16 protein-coding genes are annotated in these 19,475 nt (G+C 70.5%); all 16 read left to right on the forward strand.

Annotation, left to right across the window (positions count from 1 at the left end):
• The first annotated feature begins 113 nt into the window (after positions 1 to 113).
• The 16 genes from ACMGER_RS16900 (at position 114) to ACMGER_RS16975 (ending at position 19,473) form a co-directional block, all read left to right on the forward strand.
• Positions 114 to 1,529, forward strand: coding sequence for a UDP-N-acetylmuramoyl-L-alanyl-D-glutamate--2,6-diaminopimelate ligase (locus tag ACMGER_RS16900; protein WP_436813326.1), 1,416 nt, complete (start codon positions 114 to 116; stop codon positions 1,527 to 1,529).
• The gene (locus tag ACMGER_RS16905; protein WP_436813327.1) at positions 1,526 to 2,917 is read left to right on the forward strand and encodes a UDP-N-acetylmuramoyl-tripeptide--D-alanyl-D-alanine ligase; all 1,392 of its coding nucleotides are present in this window, start codon (positions 1,526 to 1,528) and stop codon (positions 2,915 to 2,917) included. Before ACMGER_RS16900 ends, ACMGER_RS16905 begins: the two co-directional genes overlap by 4 nt.
• On the forward strand, positions 2,917 to 3,987 hold the full coding sequence (gene mraY, locus ACMGER_RS16910; protein WP_436813328.1) for a phospho-N-acetylmuramoyl-pentapeptide-transferase: 1,071 nt from the start codon (positions 2,917 to 2,919) through the stop codon (positions 3,985 to 3,987). Before ACMGER_RS16905 ends, mraY begins: the two co-directional genes overlap by 1 nt.
• Positions 3,984 to 5,372 (forward strand): UDP-N-acetylmuramoyl-L-alanine--D-glutamate ligase, encoded by a 1,389-nt coding sequence (murD, locus tag ACMGER_RS16915; RefSeq protein WP_436813329.1) that lies wholly within the window; start codon positions 3,984 to 3,986, stop codon positions 5,370 to 5,372. Before mraY ends, murD begins: the two co-directional genes overlap by 4 nt.
• Positions 5,369 to 6,586, forward strand: a complete 1,218-nt coding sequence (locus ACMGER_RS16920) for an FtsW/RodA/SpoVE family cell cycle protein (RefSeq protein WP_436813330.1) — start codon at positions 5,369 to 5,371, stop codon at positions 6,584 to 6,586. The genes murD and ACMGER_RS16920 overlap by 4 nt, the downstream gene beginning before the upstream one ends.
• Positions 6,587 to 6,596: 10 nt before the next feature.
• On the forward strand, positions 6,597 to 7,706 hold the full coding sequence (murG, locus tag ACMGER_RS16925) for an undecaprenyldiphospho-muramoylpentapeptide beta-N-acetylglucosaminyltransferase (protein ID WP_436813331.1): 1,110 nt from the start codon (positions 6,597 to 6,599) through the stop codon (positions 7,704 to 7,706).
• Positions 7,703 to 9,115: a UDP-N-acetylmuramate--L-alanine ligase gene (murC, locus tag ACMGER_RS16930; RefSeq protein ID WP_436813332.1), complete on the forward strand. Its 1,413-nt coding sequence runs from the start codon at positions 7,703 to 7,705 to the stop codon at positions 9,113 to 9,115. Before murG ends, murC begins: the two co-directional genes overlap by 4 nt.
• Complete coding sequence (locus ACMGER_RS16935; protein ID WP_436813333.1) at positions 9,112 to 9,306, forward strand: hypothetical protein; 195 nt, start codon at positions 9,112 to 9,114, stop codon at positions 9,304 to 9,306. The genes murC and ACMGER_RS16935 overlap by 4 nt, the downstream gene beginning before the upstream one ends.
• On the forward strand, positions 9,303 to 10,205 hold the full coding sequence (gene murB, locus ACMGER_RS16940) for a UDP-N-acetylmuramate dehydrogenase (protein ID WP_436813334.1): 903 nt from the start codon (positions 9,303 to 9,305) through the stop codon (positions 10,203 to 10,205). Before ACMGER_RS16935 ends, murB begins: the two co-directional genes overlap by 4 nt.
• Positions 10,202 to 11,119 (forward strand): D-alanine--D-alanine ligase, encoded by a 918-nt coding sequence (locus ACMGER_RS16945; RefSeq protein ID WP_436813335.1) that lies wholly within the window; start codon positions 10,202 to 10,204, stop codon positions 11,117 to 11,119. The genes murB and ACMGER_RS16945 overlap by 4 nt, the downstream gene beginning before the upstream one ends.
• Complete coding sequence (locus tag ACMGER_RS16950; protein ID WP_436813336.1) at positions 11,116 to 12,000, forward strand: cell division protein FtsQ/DivIB; 885 nt, start codon at positions 11,116 to 11,118, stop codon at positions 11,998 to 12,000. The genes ACMGER_RS16945 and ACMGER_RS16950 overlap by 4 nt, the downstream gene beginning before the upstream one ends.
• A gap of 15 nt (positions 12,001 to 12,015) precedes the next feature.
• A complete protein-coding gene (gene ftsA / locus ACMGER_RS16955; RefSeq protein WP_436813337.1) occupies positions 12,016 to 13,278 on the forward strand; it encodes a cell division protein FtsA in 1,263 nt (420 codons plus the stop codon).
• Between the two features lie 114 nt (positions 13,279 to 13,392).
• Complete coding sequence (ftsZ, locus tag ACMGER_RS16960; protein ID WP_436813338.1) at positions 13,393 to 14,868, forward strand: cell division protein FtsZ; 1,476 nt, start codon at positions 13,393 to 13,395, stop codon at positions 14,866 to 14,868.
• Positions 14,869 to 15,020: 152 nt separating this feature from the next.
• Positions 15,021 to 16,700: an SPOR domain-containing protein gene (locus ACMGER_RS16965; RefSeq protein WP_436813339.1), complete on the forward strand. Its 1,680-nt coding sequence runs from the start codon at positions 15,021 to 15,023 to the stop codon at positions 16,698 to 16,700.
• Positions 16,697 to 17,866 (forward strand): deoxyguanosinetriphosphate triphosphohydrolase, encoded by a 1,170-nt coding sequence (locus ACMGER_RS16970; RefSeq protein ID WP_436813340.1) that lies wholly within the window; start codon positions 16,697 to 16,699, stop codon positions 17,864 to 17,866. Before ACMGER_RS16965 ends, ACMGER_RS16970 begins: the two co-directional genes overlap by 4 nt.
• Before the next feature lie 95 nt (positions 17,867 to 17,961).
• Positions 17,962 to 19,473, forward strand: coding sequence for a DUF1800 domain-containing protein (locus ACMGER_RS16975; RefSeq protein WP_436813341.1), 1,512 nt, complete (start codon positions 17,962 to 17,964; stop codon positions 19,471 to 19,473).
• Positions 19,474 to 19,475 lie beyond the last annotated feature (2 nt).

A 19,475-nucleotide genomic window follows, 5' to 3' on the forward strand; every position in this document is an offset into this window, starting at 1 on the left:
GCCTCGCTCTACCCCTCTCCCAACCTCCGCTAGGCGCGCAAGCGCAGCCAAGCTGCGGTATCCCTCTCCCCTATCAAGAGGAGAGGGCAAATGGCTGAAATGAGGCGCCCCAAATGAGGCTGGGCCAGCTCACCGGCAACGGCGACGACGCGGCCGTGACCGGTTTCGCCATCGATCACCGCAAGGTCGCGCCCGGCACCGTGTTCGGCGCGTTCGAGGGCACGCGCGTCAACGGCGAGGATTTCATCCCCCAGGCGGTCGCGAGCGGAGCGATCGCCGTGGTCGCGCGGCCCGAAGCGCGGGTCGAGGGCGCGCTCCACATCGCCGACACCCATCCGCGCGAGCGTTTCGCCCGGCTGGCGGCGCGGTTCTTCGCGCCCTTTCCGGAGACGGCGGTCGCGGTCACCGGCACCAACGGCAAGACTTCCACCGTCGAGCTCACGCGCCAGCTGTGGCGGATGGCGGGCTTCCATGCCGCCTCGATCGGCACGCTCGGCGTCACCACCGCCGACGATCGGGTGACGACCGGGCTGACCACACCGGACATCGTCACCTTCCTCTCGAACGTGGCGGGCCTCGCACGCGAGGGCGTGACCCATCTCGCGTTCGAGGCGTCGAGCCACGGTCTGTCGCAGTACCGCACGGAAGGGCTGTCGGTCCGCGCGGGCGCCTTCACCAATCTGAGTCGCGACCATCTCGATTATCACGGCGACATGGCCGCCTATTTCACCGCCAAGCTCCGCCTGTTCTCCGAGGTGATCGACGCGGACGGGACCGCGGTGGTCTGGGTCGACGATCCCCATTCCGAGCGCGTGATCGACCTCGCCCGGATGCGCGGCCTCAAGCTGGTCACGGTCGGCGAGCACGGCGATACGCTGCGCATCGTCTCACGCGATCCGACCCTGCTCGGCCAGGCGCTGGTGATCGCCGCCGAAGGGCGCGAGCATAAGGTCACCCTGCCGCTGATCGGCGCCTATCAGGCCGCCAATGCGATCACGGCAGCAGGGCTGGTGGTCGCGACCGGCGGCGACGTCGCGGCGACGCTTGCCAATCTCTCGCGGCTGGCGCCGGTGCGCGGCCGGCTCGAGCGCGCGGTCATCACGCGGACCGGGGCGCCGGTCTATGTCGACTATGCCCACACTCCCGACGCGCTGGAGGCGGCGATCGCCGCGCTGAAGCCCCACACCGCCGGCCGCCTGATCGTCGCCTTCGGCGCCGGCGGCGACCGCGACACCGGCAAGCGCGAGGAGATGGGCGCGGTCGCCGCTGCCCGGGCGGACCTGGTGATCGTCACCGACGACAATCCCCGCAGCGAGGATCCCGCCGCGATCCGCGCCGCGATCCTCAAGGGCGCGCCGGACGCCATCGAGATCGGCGACCGCCGCGCCGCCATCGCCCATGCCATCGCCGAGGCAGGCCCCGAGGACATCGTCCTCATCGCCGGCAAGGGTCACGAGCAGGGCCAGATCGTCGGCGATCTCATATTGCCCTTCGACGACGTGACGGTGGCACGCGAGGTGGCGGCATGAGCGCTCCCTTGTGGACATCCGTCGAGATCGAAAGTGCAACGGGCGGCACCGCCAACCGTCACTTCGCGTGTGACCATGTTGCGTTCGACTCTCGTGAAGTGTCCAAAGGGTCGTTGTTCATCGCCCTCAAGGGCGAGACCGCCGATGGCCATCTCTACCTGGACAAGGCGATCGCCGCCGGCGCGACCGGCGCGCTGGTCAGCCAGCCGACCGACCACCCGGCAGTCCGGGTACCGGATACGATGGCTGCGATGGAGTCGCTCGCCCGTGCCGCCCGCGCCCGTACCCGGGCGACGGTGATCGGCGTCACCGGCTCGGTCGGGAAGACCGGCACCAAGGAGGCGCTGGCCGAGGCGCTTTCCCGCGCGAATCAAGGCTTTGTCCACCGCTCGGTCAAGAGTTACAACAATCACACCGGCGTGCCGCTGAGCCTCGCCCGGATGCCTGCCGCGACCCGCTTCGGCGTGTTCGAGATGGGCATGAACCACGCCGGCGAGCTTACCGCGCTGACTGCGATGGTGCGCCCCCACATCGCCATCGTCACCGCGATCGCCCCTGCCCATACCGAGTTCTTCCCCGACGAAGGTGCGATCGCCGACGCGAAAGGCGAGATTTTCCAGGGCCTCGAACCCGGCGGCACCGCGATCATCCCCTACGACAGCCCCCACCGCGACCGCCTGATCGCCGCCGCCGGGCCCTACGCCGGCCGCATCGTCACCTTTGGCCTCGACCAAGGCGCCGACGTCCACGCGATCGAAACGATGCCGGCGGCTAACGGCGGCACTTTCGTCAGCGCCGCGATCGGCGAGGAGCGCGAGCTGAGCTTCACCGTCGTCCACCCAGGAAATCACTGGGTTTCCAACGCTTTAGCGGTGCTTGCCGCGGTCGATGCGGCGGGCGGTGACCTCGGCCTCGCCGGTCTCGCGCTCGGCGAGCTGCCAGGCCTGCCCGGTCGCGGCGCGCGCCTGCTGGTCGAGGTGCGGGACGGCACCGCACTGGTGATCGACGAGAGCTACAACGCCAATCCCGTCTCGATGCGAGCGACGCTGGCCGTGCTGGCCCGCGAGCCCGGCCGCCGCATCGCCGTGCTCGGCGGAATGCGGGAGCTCGGCGAGCAGAGCGCCGCCTATCATGCCGATCTGGCCGACCCGATCGGCGAAGCGGGGCTTTCCTACGCCATATTGGTCGGCGAGGAGATGGCGCCGCTCGCGCAAGTCCTTGAGGGACATCTCGATTTCGTCCATGTGTCCGACGCCGCAGCCGCGCGCGACCGCCTGATGGCGGAGCTGGCGCCGGGGGATGCGGTTCTCGTCAAGGGATCGAACGGGATCGGGCTGGCGGCGGTGGTCGCGGCGCTGGCCAGGCAATCGGTTGGGGTGGGGGGCTGATGCTGTACTGGATTGCCGAGCAGCTGGGCTTCCCGGGGGTCCTGAACCTCTTGCGATACCTGAGCTTCCGCACCGGAGGCGCGGTGGCGACGGCGCTGCTGTTCGGCCTGATCATCGGCCCGCGCTTCATCGGCTGGCTGCGCATCCGCCAAGGCAAGGGCCAGCCGATCCGCACCGACGGCCCCCAGAGCCACCTCGCCAAGCGCGGCACACCGACGATGGGCGGGCTCATGATCCTGACCGCGATGACGCTCGCCATCTTCCTGTGGATGAACCTCGCGAGCGCCTATGTCTGGGCGTGCCTGTTCGTGACGCTGGGCTTCGGCCTGATCGGCTTCCTCGACGATTACGACAAGGTCCGCAAGGCGAGCACCGCCGGCGTCTCCGGCAGGCTCCGCCTGCTCGGCGAGTTCGTCATCGCCGCCGGCGCGGCGTGGCTCATCACCCGCGGCAACGGCACGCATCTCTACGTGCCGTTCTTCTCGAGCTTCTCGTTCGACCTCGGCTATTTCTACATCCTGTTCGGGGCGTTCACGATCGTCGCGTTCGGCAATGCGGTGAACCTGACCGACGGCCTCGACGGCCTCGCAACCATGCCGGTGATCATCGCCTGCGTCGCCTTCATGATCATCGCCTATCTCGCCGGCAACGCGAAATACGCGGTGTACCTGGGCATTCCGCACGTCCCGGGCGCGGGCGATCTCGCCATCTTCTGCGGTGCGATCGTGGGAGCGGGGCTCGCCTTCCTCTGGTTCAACGCGCCCCCGGCCGCGGTGTTCATGGGCGACACCGGCAGCCTCGCGCTCGGCGGCGCGCTCGGCGCGATCGCGGTGGTCGCGCACCATGAGATCGTGCTCGGCATCATCGGCGGCCTGTTCGTGGTGGAGGCGCTGAGCGTCATCATCCAGGTGTTCTTCTACAAGCGCACCGGCAAGCGCGTGTTCCGCATGGCGCCGATCCACCACCATTTCGAGCAGATGGGCTGGAGCGAGCCGACGGTGGTGATCCGCTTCTGGATCATCGCGCTGGTGCTGGCGCTCGCCGGCCTGTCGACGCTGAAGCTCAGATGATCACCAATCCGGCCTGGCGCGGCAGACGCTATGCGGTGCTGGGGCTGGCGCGCTCCGGCACCGCGACCTTGCAGGCGCTACTGGCGAGCGGTGCCGAGGTGGTGGCGTGGGACGCGAAGGAGGAGGCAAGGGCTGCCCTTTCTCCCTCCCCCCTTTGGGAAGAGGGTGGGGGAGAGGGGCAGTGGGACTCACCGACTGTGCCGCACTCCCCCTCTCCCAACCCTCTCCCCGGAGGGGAAAGGGCTTTGGTGCTTGCCGACCCGCTCACCGTCAACCTCATCGGTTTCGCAGGCGTCGTCGTCTCGCCCGGCGTGCCGATCAACCGCCACCCGATCGCCGATCATGCCCGTGCCGCCGGCGTCCCGCTGATCGGTGACATCGAGCTGTTCGCCGAGGCGCGCCCGTCGCTGCCGCCGCACAAGGTGGTCGGCATCACCGGCACCAACGGCAAGTCGACCACCACCGCCCTCATCCACCACATCTGCGAGACCGCCGGCCTGCCCGCGCGGCTCGGCGGCAACATCGGCCTGCCGATCCTAGGGCAGGAGCCATTGCCTGAAGGCGGCGTCTACGTCCTCGAGCTGTCGAGCTACCAGATCGACCTCACCCACAGCCTCGACTGCGACGTCGCGGTGCTGCTCAACATCACCCCCGACCATCTCGACCGCTACGACGGCTTCGAGGCCTATGCCGCCGCCAAGGCGCGGCTGTTCGCGATGCAGTCGCCGGGCCATACCGCGGTGATCGGCATCGGCGACGAGCCCTCCGCCGCGATCGCCCGCCAGATCTCGCGCTCGGGCCGCGCCGAGGACGTGACGAAGATCGCCCCCGGCGTCTGCATGGACCAGTCGCGCTGGCCGGCGCTGCAGGGCCCGCACAACGCCCAGAACGCGCTCGCCGCGATCGCCGCGTGCGAGGCGCTCGGCATTCCCAACGCCGCGATCGACGAGGGGCTGGAGACCTTCCCCGGCCTGCCGCACCGCATGGAGCGGATCGCGGTCAGGCACGGCGTCGCCTACGTCAACGACAGCAAGGCGACCAATCCCACCTCGACCGCCCCGGCGCTTGCCGCCTTCGATCGCATCCACTGGATCCTCGGCGGCCAGGCCAAGACCGACGACCTCGACGCCTGCGCTCCGCACTTCGGTCACGTCGCGCGCGCCTATACGATCGGCGAGGCGGGGCCGATGTTCGCCCGCCTGCTCAGCCCACATATGCCGGTCGAGGAGAGCGGTACGCTCGCCGCCGCGGTGACCCAGGCCGCCGCAAGGGCAGGGGAGGGGGAGACGGTGCTGCTCTCGCCCGCCTGCGCCTCGTTCGACCAGTTCCGGGACTATGAAGACCGCGGCCGCGCCTTCCGAGCGGCGGTGGAGGCGCTGGCATGACCGACGCCGCTCGTCCCTCCGCGGCCCCCAAGGGTCTGCGCGGCCGCATGGAGCAGCGCTTCGGGCGCGGCAATCAGGGGCCGATCGCGATCTGGTTCTGGGAGCTCGACCGCGTGCTCCTGTTCCTCGTCTTCCTGCTGATCGCGATCGGCCTGGTCGCGGTCGCCGCCGCCAGTCCCGCCTCGGCCGTCCGGTATTCCGAGGGCGCGCACCAGATACCGCCCATGTATTATTTCTGGCGTCAGACCGCCTGGGTCGCGGTGTCGATCCCGGTGCTGCTGGTCGTGTCGATGCTGCCGATCACGGTCGCGCGGCGCATGGCGATCGCCGGCACGGTGATCTTCCTGGTCCTGCTGATGGCGGTGCCTGTGATCGGCGTCACCGTCAACGGCGCGCGGCGCTGGATCGGCGTCGGCGTCGCGCAGTTCCAGCCGTCGGAGTTCCTGAAGCCGCTGTTCATCGTCACCACCGCGTGGCTCTTGTCGCTGCGCGCGCGCGATCCCGAGCTGCCGATGCTGATCGTCACCGGGCTGCTGACGGTGGCGGTCGCCGCGCTGCTGATGCTTCAGCCCGACTTCGGCCAGACGATCGTCTTCTCCAGCGTGTGGCTGATCCTGCTGATGATCTCCGGCGTATCGCCCAAGGCGATCGGGGCGCTGTTCGGCGCGGGGTTCGCCGGCATCATTGCCGCCTATCTCTTCTACCCGACCGCGCGCCTGCGGATCGACAACTTTCTGTTCCCCGATCGCGAAGGGGCGGGGACCGACCACTACCAGACCGACATGGCCCATGCGACGCTGACCGCCGGCGGCGTCACCGGCACCGGCCCCGGCGGCGGCACCGTCAAGTTCAAGCTGCCCGAGGCGCACACCGACTATATCTATTCGGTGGTCGGCGAGGAGTTCGGCTTGCTCGCCTGCGCGATCATCGCCGTCCTGTTCCTCGCCATCGTCGTGCGCGTGTTCGTCAAGCTGCTCGACGAGGAGGACGCCTTCCGCCTGCTCGCCGCCTCGGGCCTCGCTGCGCAGTTCGGCGTGCAGGCGACGATCAACATGGGCGTCAACACCGGCCTGCTGCCGTCGAAGGGCATGACACTGCCGTTCATCAGCTACGGCGGCTCGTCGATGATCGCCTTGTCGCTGGGGATGGGACTGCTGCTCGCCTTTACCCGTCGCAACCCGTATCTGACCCGCTCGCCCTATATCGTGAGGTGACAGGAAGAGCATGGGATCGGAACGCCACTACGTCCTCGCCGCAGGCGGCACCGGAGGCCATATGGTCCCCGCCGCGGCGCTCGCCGCCGAGCTATCGGCGCGCGGCCACCGCGTCGCGCTGGTGAGCGACGCGCGCGGGGTACGCTTCCCCGGCCTGTTCGAGGACGTGCAGACCCATGTCCTGCCCGCCGGACGTCTTTCCGGCGGCCCGATCGGCTGGGCCAGGGCGGCCAAGCAGATGTGGGATGGCCGCGCCCGGGCGATCGAGCTCTACCGCAACTTCAAGCCGTCTGCGGTGATCGGCTTTGGCGGCTACCCCGCACTCCCTGCGATGCTCGCTGCCTTCTCGGCGGGCATTCCAACGGTGATCCATGAGCAGAACGCCGTGCTCGGCCGCGTCAACCGCTTCGTCGCGGGACGGGTGGCGGCGATCGCCACCTCCTATGCCGACGTCGGGCGGCTCAAGGAGAGCTGGCGCGGCAAGACCCATCTCGTCGGCAATCCCGTCCGCCAGGCGATCCTCGACATCCGCGAGCGCCCCTATCCGGTGTTGGAGGAGGACGGCATCTTCCGCGTGCTGGTGACCGGCGGCAGCCAGGGCGCCACCGTGCTGAGCCAGGTCGTGCCCGACGGCCTCGCGCTGCTCCCGGTCCATTTCCGCCGCCGCCTCCAGGTGACGCACCAGGCGCGGATCGAGGACATCGACCAGGTCCGCGCCAAATATGCCGAGCACGGCATCCCGGCCGAGATCGCGACCTATCTGCCCGACCTGCCGGAGCATCTCGCCTGGGCGCATCTCGTGATCGCGCGCGCGGGCGCCTCGACCGTCGCCGAGCTCACCGCCGCCGGCCGCCCGGCGATCCTGGTGCCGCTGCCCAGCGCCACCGACGACCACCAGACCGCCAACGCGCGCGAGATCACCGAAGCCGGAGGAGCCCGCACCATCCCGCAGCCGCAGTTCACCCCGGCCGAGCTCGCCAAGCAGATGCAGAAGCTCGGGCTCGATCCCGCCGCGCTCGCCAACGCTGCCGCGCGGGCGAAGAAGTGCGGCCGCCCGGATGCTGCGCGCGATCTCGCCAATCTGGTCGAGAGCCTCGAGACGCAGAGGGCCGCGGCATGAGGGGCGTCGCTACGGACATCGGCGTCATCCACTTCGTCGGGATCGGCGGCATCGGCATGTCGGGCATCGCCGAGGTGATGCACAACCTTGGCTACAAGGTGCAGGGCTCGGACGTCGCCGACAGCTATGTCGTGCAGGGCCTGCGCGAGCGCGGCATCGCGGTGAAGATCGGCCACGCCGCCGAGAACGTCGAGAATGTCGCGGTGGTGGTGACCTCGACCGCGATCAAGCGCGGCAATCCCGAGGTCGAGGCCGCGCTCAGCCATCGCATCCCCGTGGTGCGCCGCGCGGAGATGCTCGCCGAGCTGATGCGGCTCAAGTCGACCGTCGCGGTCGCCGGCACCCATGGCAAGACCACCACCACCTCGATGGTCGCGGCGCTGCTCGATGCGGGCGGCGTCGATCCGACCGTGATCAACGGCGGCATCATCAACAGCTACGGCTCCAACGCCCGGCTCGGCGCAAGCGACTGGATGGTGGTGGAGGCCGACGAGAGCGACGGCAGCTTCCTCCGCCTCGACGGCACCATCGCCGTCGTCACCAACATCGATCCGGAGCACCTCGACCACTACGGCAGCTTCGAGAAGGTGAAGGACGCCTTCGTCGAGTTCGTCGAGAACGTGCCCTTCTACGGCGCCGCGCTGCTGTGCCTCGACCATCCCGAGGTGCAGGCGATCATCCCGCGCGTGCGCGACCGGCGCATCGTCACCTACGGCTTCGCCGCCTCGGCGGACGTGCGCGGGGTCAACGTCACCCCCTATCCGGGCGGCAACCGGTTCGAGGCGATCATCCGCCATCGCGACGGCACGACGCGGTCGATCGAGAACATCGACCTGCCGATGCCCGGCCGTCACAATGTCCAGAACGCGCTGGCGGCGATCGGCGTGGCGCTGGAGCTCGGCATCCCGGATGCGACGATCCAGCAGGGCTTCGCCAAGTTCGCCGGGGTCAAGCGCCGCTTCACCAAGGTCGGCGAGGTGAATGGCGCCGTCATCATCGACGACTATGGCCATCACCCGGTCGAGATCCGCGCGGTGCTGGCGGCGGCGCGGGAGAGCGCGCAGGGCCGGGTGATCGCGGTGGTCCAGCCGCACCGCTTCACGCGTCTCCGCGATTTGATGGACGAGTTCCAGGGCGCCTTCAACGACGCCGACATCGTCTATGTCGCCCCGGTCTATCCCGCGGGCGAGGCGCCGATCGAGGGCGTCGACGCCGCCGCGCTGGTTGAAGGGCTGCAGCGCCGCGGCCACCGCGCCGCGCTGCCGATCGCGGGTCCGGAGGCGCTCGCGGAGGCGCTCGCCGCCGTGATCGTGCCGGGCGACCAGGTGATCTGCCTGGGGGCCGGCGACATCACCAAATGGGCGGCCGGCCTCGCTCCGGCGATCGAGCAGGCGCGGGTGGCGGCATGAGCGATTTCTTCTCCACCATGGTCGACATGCAGCGCGAGATCCTGCGCGCGCAGAAGGCGCAGCTCGACGCGGCCCAGCGCGGGCTCGATCTTAGCGCACAGATCGCGGCGGCGCAGGAGGTGACGCACAAGGCGGCCGAGGCCAATCTCAAGGCGTGGAAGGCCTGGGCGAGCCTGTGGGGGTGGAAATGAGCGCCGTCTGCACCGCGCTCCCGCCGCTGCGCGGATCGGTCGAGCATCACGGCAGCCTCGCCGACTTCATCTGGTTCCGCACCGGAGGGCCGGCGGAATGGCTGGTGCGGCCCGACGACATCCAGTCGCTCGCCGCTTTCCTGGCCGCGCTCGATCCGGATGTCCCTGTGCTGCCGGTCGGCGTGGGCTCCAATCTGATCGTGCGCGACGGCGGCGTGCCCGGCGTGGTGGTCCGCCTGCCCAAGACGATGGCCAAGGTGAACATCGAACCCGGCAACCGCGTGCGGGCGGGCGGCGCGGCGATGGGGATCACCGTCGCCAGCGCCGCGCGCGATGCCGGCATCGCGGGGCTGGAATTCCTGCGCGGCATCCCCGGCACGATCGGCGGCGCGGTACGGATGAACGCCGGCGCCTACGGCCGCGACACCAGCGACATCCTGGTCGAGGCGACCGTCGTCACTCGCGACGGCGCGATCGAGACCTGGCCGGCGGAGAAGCTCGGCTATACTTACCGCCATTCCGAAATCCCTGCCGGCGCGATCGTGGTCGAGGCGCTGTTCGAGGGCACGCCCGGCGACCCGCAGACGATCGGCGCCGAGATGGACCGCATCGCCGCCGAGCGTGAGGCCTCGCAGCCGCTGCGCAGCCGCACCGGCGGCTCGACCTTCAAGAACCCGGACGGCGACAAGGCCTGGCGCCTGATCGACGCCGCCGGCTGCCGCGGCCTGCGCCGCGGCGACGCGCAGGTGAGCGAGAAGCACTGCAACTTCCTCCTCAACCTCGGCGACGCCACCAGCGCCGACATCGAGGCGCTGGGGGAGGAGGTCCGCGAGAAGGTGAAGGCGCATTCCGGCGTGACGCTCGAATGGGAGATCCAGCGCGTGGGGATGCCGGCATGACGCTGCACATCGCAGTTCTGATGGGCGGCTGGTCGGCCGAGCGCGAGGTGTCGCTGTCGTCGGGCAGCGGCATCGCCGATGCGCTCGAGAGCCTCGGCCATCGCGTGACGCGCATCGACATGGGGCACGACGTCGCCCTGAGGCTCGCCGACGCCAAGCCCGACCTGGTGTTCAACGCGCTCCACGGCACGCCCGGCGAGGACGGCACCGTCCAGGGTATGCTCGACCTGATGGGCCTCAAATATACCCATTCCGGCCTCGCCACGTCGGTCGTCGCGATCGACAAGCAGCTGACCAAGCAGGCGCTGGTCCCGCATGGCATCCCGATGCCCGGCGGCCGCATGGTACGCTCGGAGGAGCTTTACGAACGCGACCCGCTGCCGCGGCCCTTCGTGCTGAAGCCGGTCAACGAAGGCTCGTCGGTCGGCGTCGCGATCGTCACCGCCGACGGCAATTACGGCAACCCGATCGGCTGCGACGTCAAGGGTCCCTGGCAGGAGTTCGACAAGCTGCTCGCCGAACCCTTCATCCGCGGCCGCGAGCTCACCACCGCCGTGCTCGGCGACCGCGCGCTCGGCGTCACCGAGCTGAAGCCCAGGAGCGGCTTCTACGACTATGATGCCAAATACACCGACGGCCTGACCGAGCACCTCTTCCCCGCGCCGATCCCCGACGAGATCGCGGAGGCGTGCATGGGCGTAGCGCTGGAGGCTCATCGCCTGCTCGGCTGCAAGGGCTGCTCGCGCGCCGATTTCCGCTGGGACGACGAGCAGGGCGTCGCCGGCCTGTTCCTGCTGGAGGTCAACACCCAGCCCGGCATGACCCCGCTCAGCCTGGTGCCCGAGCAGGCACGCCATCTCGGCATCAGCTATGCCGAGCTGGTGCAGATCATCGTCGACGAGGCGCTGAGATGAGCCGCGCCCCCGCCCGCGGCAACATCAAGCGCCGGCCGCAGCAGCGCAAGCCGGCCAAGAAGGTCGGCCTGCTCGACCAGGCGATCGCCGCGCTTCCGGTCAGCGAGGAGACGCTGCGCCGCTGGATCGGCTGGACGATGTTCGCGGCGGCGCTGGCGGTGCTGTTGGCGATGGCAACCTGGCTCGGCATCCCCGGCGCGGTGGGCGCGGCGATGGCGGAGGGGGTCGGCCGCGCCGGATTCCGCGTCGAGCAGATCGAGATCACCGGCCTCAAGCGCATGGACCGCATGTCGGTCTACGCCGTCGCCACAGACCAGCAATCGCGCGCCATGCCGCTGGTGGACCTCGATCGGGTGCGCGGACGCCTGCTCGACTATGGCTGGATCGCCGACGCCCGCGTCTCGCGCCGCCTGCCCGACACGCTGGTCATCGACATCGTCGAGCGCCAGCCCGCCGCGATCTGGCAGAGCCAGGGCCAGCTGATGCTGATCGACGCCGCCGGCAAGATCCTGGAGCCGGTCGATCCCAATGCGATGCCGCCGCTGCCGCTGGTGATCGGGGAGGGCGCCAACGCGCAGGAGCCCGCCTATCAGGCGCTGATCCAGGCCGCGCCCGCGCTCAAGCGCCAGGTCAAGGCCGCGACCTGGGTCGGCGACCGTCGCTGGGACCTGACCTTCAGGAGCGGCGAGCAGCTCTCGCTGCCGGAGGGCGAGCAGGCTTCGGCCCGCGCGCTCGCCAAGTTCGCCGAACTTGAGGCGCGCGACCATCTGCTCGGGCGCGGCTATCTTCGCTTCGACATGCGCGATCCTGACCGGCTGGTGGTGCGTATGCCGGGGCGGGTGGTGGATCGGCCAACGGCGCAAACCGCCGCGACGGAATGATTGGGGGATAGAACAGTGGCGAAGACGGCACCGGAAGGACTGATCACCGCACTCGACATCGGATCGTCGAAGGTGTCGGCGCTGATCGCGCAGAAGGGCGACGGCGGCGAGCTGGTCGTGCTCGGCACCGGCCAGCGCGAGAGCCGCGGCGTCAAGCGCGGCTATATCGCCGACATGATCGCGACCGAGGCCGCGGTACGCGAGGCGGTCGAGCAGGCCGAGCGGATCGCCGGCACCAATATCGAGGAGGTGTGGGTCAGCTTCTCGGCCGGCGGCCTCCTGTCCGACATCCTGCGGCTCGAGGTCGACCTCGGCGGCCACCGTGTCGAGCAGGGCGACATCGACGACCTGCTCAAGGCCGGCCGCGAGGCGATCGACCCGAGCGGCCGCATGATCCTCCACGCGCAGCCGACCCGCTACACGCTCGACGGCTTGGGGGGCGTCAAGCGCCCGCTCGGCCTCCACGCCGACCGGCTCGGAGTCGACATCCATGTCGTCGCGACCGACGGCTCGCCGGTCCGCAACCTCGACCTCTGCGTCCGCTCGGCGCATCTCGAGGTGCGCTCGATCATCGCCGCGCCGGTCGCGACCGGCCTCGCCTGCCTGACCGAGGAGGAGCGCGAACTGGGCGTCGCGCTGGTCGAGATCGGCGCGGGCGTCACCAACGTGTCGGTGTTCAAGGACGGCGTGCTCGCCAACCTCGCCTCGATCGGCATGGGCGGTGGCGACATCACCGACGACATCGCCTCCGCCTTCGGCACCCGCCGTGCGCAGGCCGAGCGGCTGAAGTGCTTCCACGGCTCGGCCAACATGTCGCCGCGCGATCACCACGAGATGGTCGATATCGCGCCGGTCAACCCAGAGGTCGAGCCCGACGGCCACCGCATTACCCGCGCCCAGCTCAACACCGTGATCCGCGCCCGGCTCGAACGGCTGATGGCGGAGGTGCAGAAGGAGCTGAAGCGGCTCGACTTCGCCGATCCGGTCGGGCGTCAGCTCGTGCTGACCGGCGGCGGCGCGGAGCTGCGCGGCATCGCCGACTATGCGCAGCAGGCGCTCGGCAGCGCGGTGCGCGTCGGCCGCCCGCGCGGTCTGACCGCGCTGCCCGACGCGCATTCGGGCCCTGCCTTCGCGACGCTGGCGGGCCTCGCCGCCTTCGCCGCGTCCGATCCCGTCGATTTGCGGTCGATCGAGCCTGCGCGCAGCCAGATGGTGGTGCGCCCGAGCGGTATGGCGGTGCTCGGGCGGTTGCTGGCGGCGTTCAAAGCGAACTATTAAGGATTTGCGACATCGGCGCGACTTTGCGCTAGGAGAGCGGAAGCGGATCGTGCAGAAGATTGATGATTATGTGAGGGGCCCGGCGTTCTTCGAGGCTCCGGGGGAGACCAGGCGATGAGTATCGAATTCCTTCCGCCCGACGTCGACGAGCTGACGCCGCGCATCACCGTGATCGGCGTCGGCGGCGCGGGCGGCAACGCCATCGCCAACATGATCCGGGCCGAAGTGCAGGGCGTCGAGTTCCTCGTCGCCAACACCGACGCGCAGGCGCTGAAGCAGTCGGCCGCGCCGCAGCGAATCCAGCTCGGCGCGAAGATCACCCAGGGCCTCGGCGCCGGCTCGCGGCCCGAGATCGGCCGCGCCGCCGCCGAGGAGACGATCGAGCAGGTGCAGAAGGCGCTCGAGGGCGCGCACATGTGCTTCCTCGCCGCCGGCATGGGCGGCGGCACGGGCACGGGGGCGGCGCCGGTCATCGCCAAGGCGGCGCGCGACATGGGCATCCTGACCGTCGGCGTCGTGACCAAGCCGTTCGCGTTCGAGGGCAAGCGCCGCGCCGCCTCCGCCGAGGCGGGGATCGAAGAGCTGCAGAAGTACGTCGACACCCTCATCGTCATCCCCAACCAGAACCTGTTCCTGATCGCCAACGCCAACACCACCTTCAAGGAAGCCTTCGAGCTCGCCGACGAGGTGCTGCAGCAGGGCGTGCGCGGCATCACCGACCTGATGGTCATGCCCGGCCTCATCAACCTCGACTTCGCCGACGTCCGTTCGGTGATGCAGGAGATGGGCAAGGCGATGATGGGCACGGGCGAGGCCGGCGGCGACAGCCGCGCGATCGAGGCGGCGCAGAAGGCGATCGCCAACCCGCTGCTCGACGGCGTGTCGATGCGCGGCGCCAAGGGCGTGATCGTATCGATCACCGGCGGCGAGGACATGCGCCTGCTCGAGGTCGACGAGGCCGCGAATCACATCCGCGAGCTGGTCGATCCGGACGCCAACATCATCTGGGGCTCTGCGTTCAATCCCGAGCTGGAGGGCAAGATCCGCGTGTCGGTGGTCGCCACCGGCATCGACGTCGACGCCCAGGCGCAAGCGGCTGCGGCGGTAGCCGAGCAGCCGCGCGTCTTCTCGTTCAACACGCCGCGCCGTCCGGAGCCGGTGACGCCGGCCGCGACGCCGGAGCCCGCCGCTGCGGCGCCGGAACCCGGACCGCAGCCGCAGGCGGTTGCGGAAGCGGCGCAGCCGGAGGAAGCCGACGCGCTGGAGCTCACGTCCAGCCTCGCCGCCCCGGCCGAGGAGCCGGCGGAGGACGAGCTGGTGCTCGGCGCCGAATCGCAGGTCGCGCCGGAGAAGCCGCCGCAGCCGGCCATCGCCCGCGACGTTCCGCCGCCGGCGCCCGAGCCGACGATCCGTCGCCGCTGGCTGACCGGCGTCGCCGAGGAGCCCGAGGCTCCGGCCGAGGCGGCCCGGCCGCGCTCGGGCGGCACGCTGTTCGAGCGCATGTCGGGCCGTGGCAAGGCCGATGATTCGGCCGACGACCGCAACCCGCCGGACATCCCGCGCTTCCTCCATCGCCAGAACAATCAGTAATCGAAAGGGAAAGCCGGCCGGCGCGGCCTGTCGCCGCTCCGGCTCGGCTGGCCGAGGTGGAGGTGCATGGTCAGCGCCCGTTCACCTGCCGTCGGCTTGATCCGTTGCCGGTCATGAAGCTTTCGACGGTCCTGCGGGCTGGCCTCTCCGTCGTGGCCCTGATCGCGGCGCCGGTGATGCTGCCGGCGCAGGAGATCGTGCCCCCGCCTACGCCCAACGCCGACGCGCTGGCCGCGCAGATGCGCGTGCTCGCGTCCAATCCGCGCGACCTCAATGCGCTGATCGCCGCGGGCGACCTCAGCGTGAGGCTCGGCGATCCGCAGGCGGCGATGCGGTTCTTCGACCGGGCGGAAGGCGTCTCGCCCGGCAACGCACGCGTGCTCGCCGGCAAGGCGGGGGCGCTCGTGCTGCTCGAACGGCCTGGGGAAGCGCTCAGCTACTACGGCCGCGCCGAGCGCGCCGGCGCGCCGATGACGAGCTATCTGGCGCAGCGCGGCCTCGCCTATGACCTGATCGGCCAGCCCGGCTATGCCCAGCGCGACTATCGCCGCGCGCTGGATGCCGATCGCGACGACGAGACGGTACGGCGGCTCGCGCTGTCGCTCGGTATCTCGGGCAAGCGCGACGAGGCCATGCAGCTGCTCGACCCGCTGCTGCGGCGCAGCGACCGGCCGGCATGGCGCGCCCGCGCGTTCATCCTGGCGATGACCGGCGACGTGCCGGGCGCCGAACGGATCGCGACCAGCATGATGCCGAACGGCACGGCGATGGCGCCGTTCTTCCGCCGCCTGGCCGCGCTGGCGCCGGCCGACCGCGCCTTCGCCGTCCATTTCGGTGAGCCGACACCGACGCCCGCGCGCACCGCCGACGCCCGGCTGGCGCCGCCGCTGGTCCCGTTGCCGGAGACCGGCTCGCCGACGACGCCGACGGCGGTGGCCGCAGCGGCCGGCCGGCCTCGCGTCGGGGCGAACAGTCGCGCCAGCCGCGTGCCGCAGGGCCGCATCCCGTCGCCGGCTCCCACGACGGCCCCGACGCCCGCGCCCGCGCCGCCGCCGGTGCAGCTCGCAAGCACCGCCCCGCGCACGCCGACGGTGATTACCGCGCCGAGGCGCGAGACGCCGGCTCGGAACTGGGCGATGACCGCCGACACCGTGCCCGCGCGCCCGGCACCCGCGCCCGCACCAGCTCCGGCACCTGCGCCGTCTACCGTCGCGCCCGCACCTGCCGCTGCTTCGACGTCCCTGTCATCGCCGGGCGCGGTGCCGCGCACGGTCGGTTCTGCCGCGACGCCGGTGCGAACCCCGACTCCAGCGCCGGCCTCATCGCTGAGCTCCGGCCAGTCGGTGCTCGCCGCGATCATCGCCAGGATCAGCATCCCGGCGTCCGAGCTCGGTGAGCGGTCCGCGGCGGCATCTCCTCCGCCGCGTCCGGTCACGGTCAGGAAAGCGGAACCGAGGCAGCCCGAGGCCGCCCCTGCCGCCGTTGCAGCCAAGGTCTCGCCAAGGAAGCCGGAACCGAGAAAAGCCGAGCCGAAGAAGCCCGATCCCGCCAAGACCGAACCCGCGCGCATCTGGGTACAGGTCGCGGGCGGAGCCAACGCGGCCGACCTCGGCAAGGATTGGAAACGCCTCGCCGCCAGATCGCCGTCCGCCTTCCGCGGCAAGACGGCGTGGACCACGCCGCTGCGCGCGACAAACCGCTTGCTCGCCGGCCCGTTCAAGACGCAAGGGGACGCCATGGCCTTCGTCAACCAGCTCGCCAAGGACGGCTCCTCCGCGTTCGTCTGGCAGAGCCCGGCCGGGCAGAAGATCGACAAGCTCGGCGCGAGATGAGGCCGCTCGCGCCCTGGGCGGCGGACCCCGAGCGCAGCCGCGGGCGACTCCATCCCGAGCCGGGCGATCCCGAACGCGGCCCCCGCGACGCCTTCCAGCGCGACCGCGACCGGGTGATCCATTCGATCAGCTTCCGCCGCCTCAGGCACAAGACCCAGGTGTTCATGGCGCCCGACGGCGACCATTTCCGCGTGCGCCTGACGCACAGCCTGGAGGTCGCGCAGATCGGCCGCACCATCGCCCGCGCGCTCGGCCTCAACGAGGACCTGGCCGAGGCGCTGTGCCTCGCCCACGACATCGGCCATCCGCCCTTCGGCCATGCCGGCGAGGATGCGCTGCAGGCGGCGCTGGCCGGGCAGGGCGGCTTCGATCATAACGGTCATACACTGCGCGTCGTCACCCACCTCGACTCGCCCTATCCGCGCTGGAGCGGCCTCAATCTCACCTGGGACACGCTGGAGGGGCTTGCCAAGCACAACGGCCCAATCTGGGAGCCGGGCTGGGCGCTCGCCGAGGCCGATGCGACCTTCCCGCTCGACCTCCACAGCTGGCCATCGCTGGAGGCGCAGGTCGCGGCGATCGCCGACGACGTCGCCTATGACAACCACGACATCGACGACGGCCTGCGCGCCGGGCTGTTGACGCTCGATCAGCTCCTGGAGGTGCCGATGGTCGCGCGCGGCTGGGATGCGGTGCGCGCGCGCCACTCCGACGTGCCGCGGGACAGGCTGGTGCGCGAGCTGGTCCGCTCGCAGATCGGCACGATGGTCAACGACCTCATCACCGAGACCCGCGCCGCTGTGTCCGCCAAGGGTGTCGCCAGCGTCGACGACGTCCGCGCCGCCGGCGAGCCGCTCGTCCGCTTCTCCGCGTCGATGCGCGAGGAGGAGCGGATGCTCAAGCGCTTCATGTACGCCAACCTCTACCACCACCCGATGCAGCTGACCGCTGCCGGCGTCGCGCGCGAGATCGTCGCCGGCCTGTTCGCCGCCTATCGCGAGGACCCCCGCCACCTGCCCGAGGCATGGCGCACACGCCTGCCGGAGGACGAGCCCGGCCGCAGCCGCCACATCGCCGACTTCATCGCCGGCATGACCGACCGTTACGCAGCGCGCCATTACGAGGCGATCACCGGCAGGAAACCTGCGCTGTCCGAGGCGTTCTGACACCAACTGCCCGATTTGCGCGACGAACCGACGAGCCGGTAAATTTCTGCGACATGTCGGGTCCATCATCTTCGGATGACCCGACGAGGACGATCATGACCGCCGCTGCTGCCGCCATCGCGCTCAACCGTTTCGGTCTTGGTGCCCGGCCGGACGACGGCGCGCCCGATGATCCCAAGGCCTATCTGCTGGACCAGCTCGACCGTTATCAGCCGCGCCCCTCCGCGCTCGCCGCGGCGCCGAGCACCGCCGCCGTCTCGGCCGATCTCGCCGCCTATTTCGACGCGCAGCGCCAGAACCGCGCGGATCGCAAGGCCATGGGCGCACTCATGCCGGGCGCAACGACGCCGCCGGCCATGAATGCGCAGCCGGCGCCGGCGATGGGCGGACAGCAGCCCCCGCCGCCGTCCGCCGCCATGGCGACGAACCCGGTCATGGAAGCGCGCCGGCTCGCGCAGCGGCAGAACCGGCAGGTCTATGTCGATTCGGTGGGCCTGCGCGCCAATGCGGCGCTGGTCACGCCTGCGCCGATGGTCGAGCGGCTGGTGCATTTCTGGGCCAATCACTTCGCCGTTTCCGCCGACAAGCTCGAGATGATCGGCCTCGCCGGTCCGTTCGAGTTCGACGCGATCCGCCCGCATGTGCTCGGCAGCTTCCGCGACATGCTCCGCGCCGTCGAGCGCCATCCGGCGATGCTGATCTACCTCGACCAGGCGCAATCGATCGGCCCCAACTCGCCGTTCGGCGCCCGCGTGTCCCAGCGCAATCCGCGCCGCCGCCCCGGTCTCAACGAGAATCTGGCGCGCGAGATCATGGAGCTGCACACGCTCGGCGTGCGCACCGGCTACAGCCAGGCCGACGTCACCGAGTTCGCCCGCGCGATGACCGGCTGGACGACGGCCGGGCTCGGCCGGGGCGGCGGCGGCGCGCGCAGGGCCGGCAATCCCGGCGACTTCCTGTTCCTGCCGCAGCTGCACGAGCCCGGCGCGCGCACGATCATGGGCAAGAGCTATCCGCAGCAGGGCGAGGCGCAGGCGGCCGCGGTGCTCGACGACCTCGCCGTCCATCCCGCCACCGCGAAGCATGTCGCCACCAAGCTCGTCCGCCATTTCGTCGCCGACGATCCGCCGCCCGCGGCGGTGAAGCGCTGCGAGCAGGCGTTCCTCAAGTCCGGCGGCGACCTTCCGGCCGTCTATCGCGCGCTGATCGACTCGCCCGAGGCCTGGGCGCCGCAGCCGGCCAAGTTCAAGACACCGTGGGAATGGTCGGTCTCGATGATGCGGGGCCTGGGAATGCGCCAGATCGGCGCGCAGCAAGCGTTCGGGCTTCAGCAGCAGCTCGGGCAGCCGGTATGGAAGCCGGGCCAGCCCTCGGGCTGGGACGACATCGCGGGAAGCTGGGCCGGCCCGGACGCGATCATGCGCCGCGTCGAGGCGGCCGAGCGCTACGCCGCCCGCGCCGGCCAGGTGATCGACGCCCGCGCGCGGGCCGAACAGCTCTTCCCCGGCGCGCTCACGCCCGCCACCCGTCAGGCGATCGCGCGTGCCGAAAGCCCTCAGCAGGCGGTGGCGCTGATGCTCGTCGCCCCCGAATTCATGCGGAGATAGCC

Source organism: Sphingomonas astragali (genome assembly GCF_051400615.1).
Taxonomy (GTDB): domain Bacteria; phylum Pseudomonadota; class Alphaproteobacteria; order Sphingomonadales; family Sphingomonadaceae; genus Sphingomonas.

Coding starts and splice junctions, on each gene's coding strand:
- ACMGER_RS16900 (WP_436813326.1), top strand. CDS start 114: ATGAGGCTGGGCCAGCTCACCGGCAACGGCGACGACGCGGCCGTGACC.
- ACMGER_RS16905 (WP_436813327.1), top strand. CDS start 1,526: ATGAGCGCTCCCTTGTGGACATCCGTCGAGATCGAAAGTGCAACGGGC.
- mraY (WP_436813328.1), top strand. CDS start 2,917: ATGCTGTACTGGATTGCCGAGCAGCTGGGCTTCCCGGGGGTCCTGAAC.
- murD (WP_436813329.1), top strand. CDS start 3,984: ATGATCACCAATCCGGCCTGGCGCGGCAGACGCTATGCGGTGCTGGGG.
- ACMGER_RS16920 (WP_436813330.1), top strand. CDS start 5,369: ATGACCGACGCCGCTCGTCCCTCCGCGGCCCCCAAGGGTCTGCGCGGC.
- murG (WP_436813331.1), top strand. CDS start 6,597: ATGGGATCGGAACGCCACTACGTCCTCGCCGCAGGCGGCACCGGAGGC.
- murC (WP_436813332.1), top strand. CDS start 7,703: ATGAGGGGCGTCGCTACGGACATCGGCGTCATCCACTTCGTCGGGATC.
- ACMGER_RS16935 (WP_436813333.1), top strand. CDS start 9,112: ATGAGCGATTTCTTCTCCACCATGGTCGACATGCAGCGCGAGATCCTG.
- murB (WP_436813334.1), top strand. CDS start 9,303: ATGAGCGCCGTCTGCACCGCGCTCCCGCCGCTGCGCGGATCGGTCGAG.
- ACMGER_RS16945 (WP_436813335.1), top strand. CDS start 10,202: ATGACGCTGCACATCGCAGTTCTGATGGGCGGCTGGTCGGCCGAGCGC.
- ACMGER_RS16950 (WP_436813336.1), top strand. CDS start 11,116: ATGAGCCGCGCCCCCGCCCGCGGCAACATCAAGCGCCGGCCGCAGCAG.
- ftsZ (WP_436813338.1), top strand. CDS start 13,393: ATGAGTATCGAATTCCTTCCGCCCGACGTCGACGAGCTGACGCCGCGC.
- ACMGER_RS16970 (WP_436813340.1), top strand. CDS start 16,697: ATGAGGCCGCTCGCGCCCTGGGCGGCGGACCCCGAGCGCAGCCGCGGG.
- ACMGER_RS16975 (WP_436813341.1), top strand. CDS start 17,962: ATGACCGCCGCTGCTGCCGCCATCGCGCTCAACCGTTTCGGTCTTGGT.